At 46.4% G+C, this 248-nt stretch carries 1 protein-coding gene; it reads left to right on the top strand.

Annotated features, from left to right (window positions below; genetic code table 11):
- On the top strand, positions 1-248 hold a 248-nt coding region (locus tag L9G74_RS21540), incomplete at both ends, for a hypothetical protein (RefSeq protein WP_238898878.1).

Raw genomic sequence — 248 nt, 5'->3', positions numbered from 1 at the left:
CCAACTCTTCCAACAAAAGAAGAAACTTGAACAAGAAAACGGCAGTCTCAAGAAGGACATTGAGGACCTTGAGCTTTCCGTCACCAAGAGCGACCAAGACAAGGCTAGCAAAGAGCACCAGATCAGGAACCTCAATGATGAGATCGCCCACCAAGATGAACTCATCAACAAACTCAACAAAGAAAAGAAGATCCAGAGTGAACACAGCCAGAAGACTGCTGAGGAACTCCAAGCCGCGGAAGACAAAA

It is taken from the genome of Shewanella electrica, assembly GCF_022321485.1.
Lineage (GTDB): Bacteria > Pseudomonadota > Gammaproteobacteria > Enterobacterales > Shewanellaceae > Shewanella > Shewanella electrica.
Note: the sequence above shows the minus strand (reverse complement) of the source record. Positions and strands in the feature narration are given on the sequence as shown.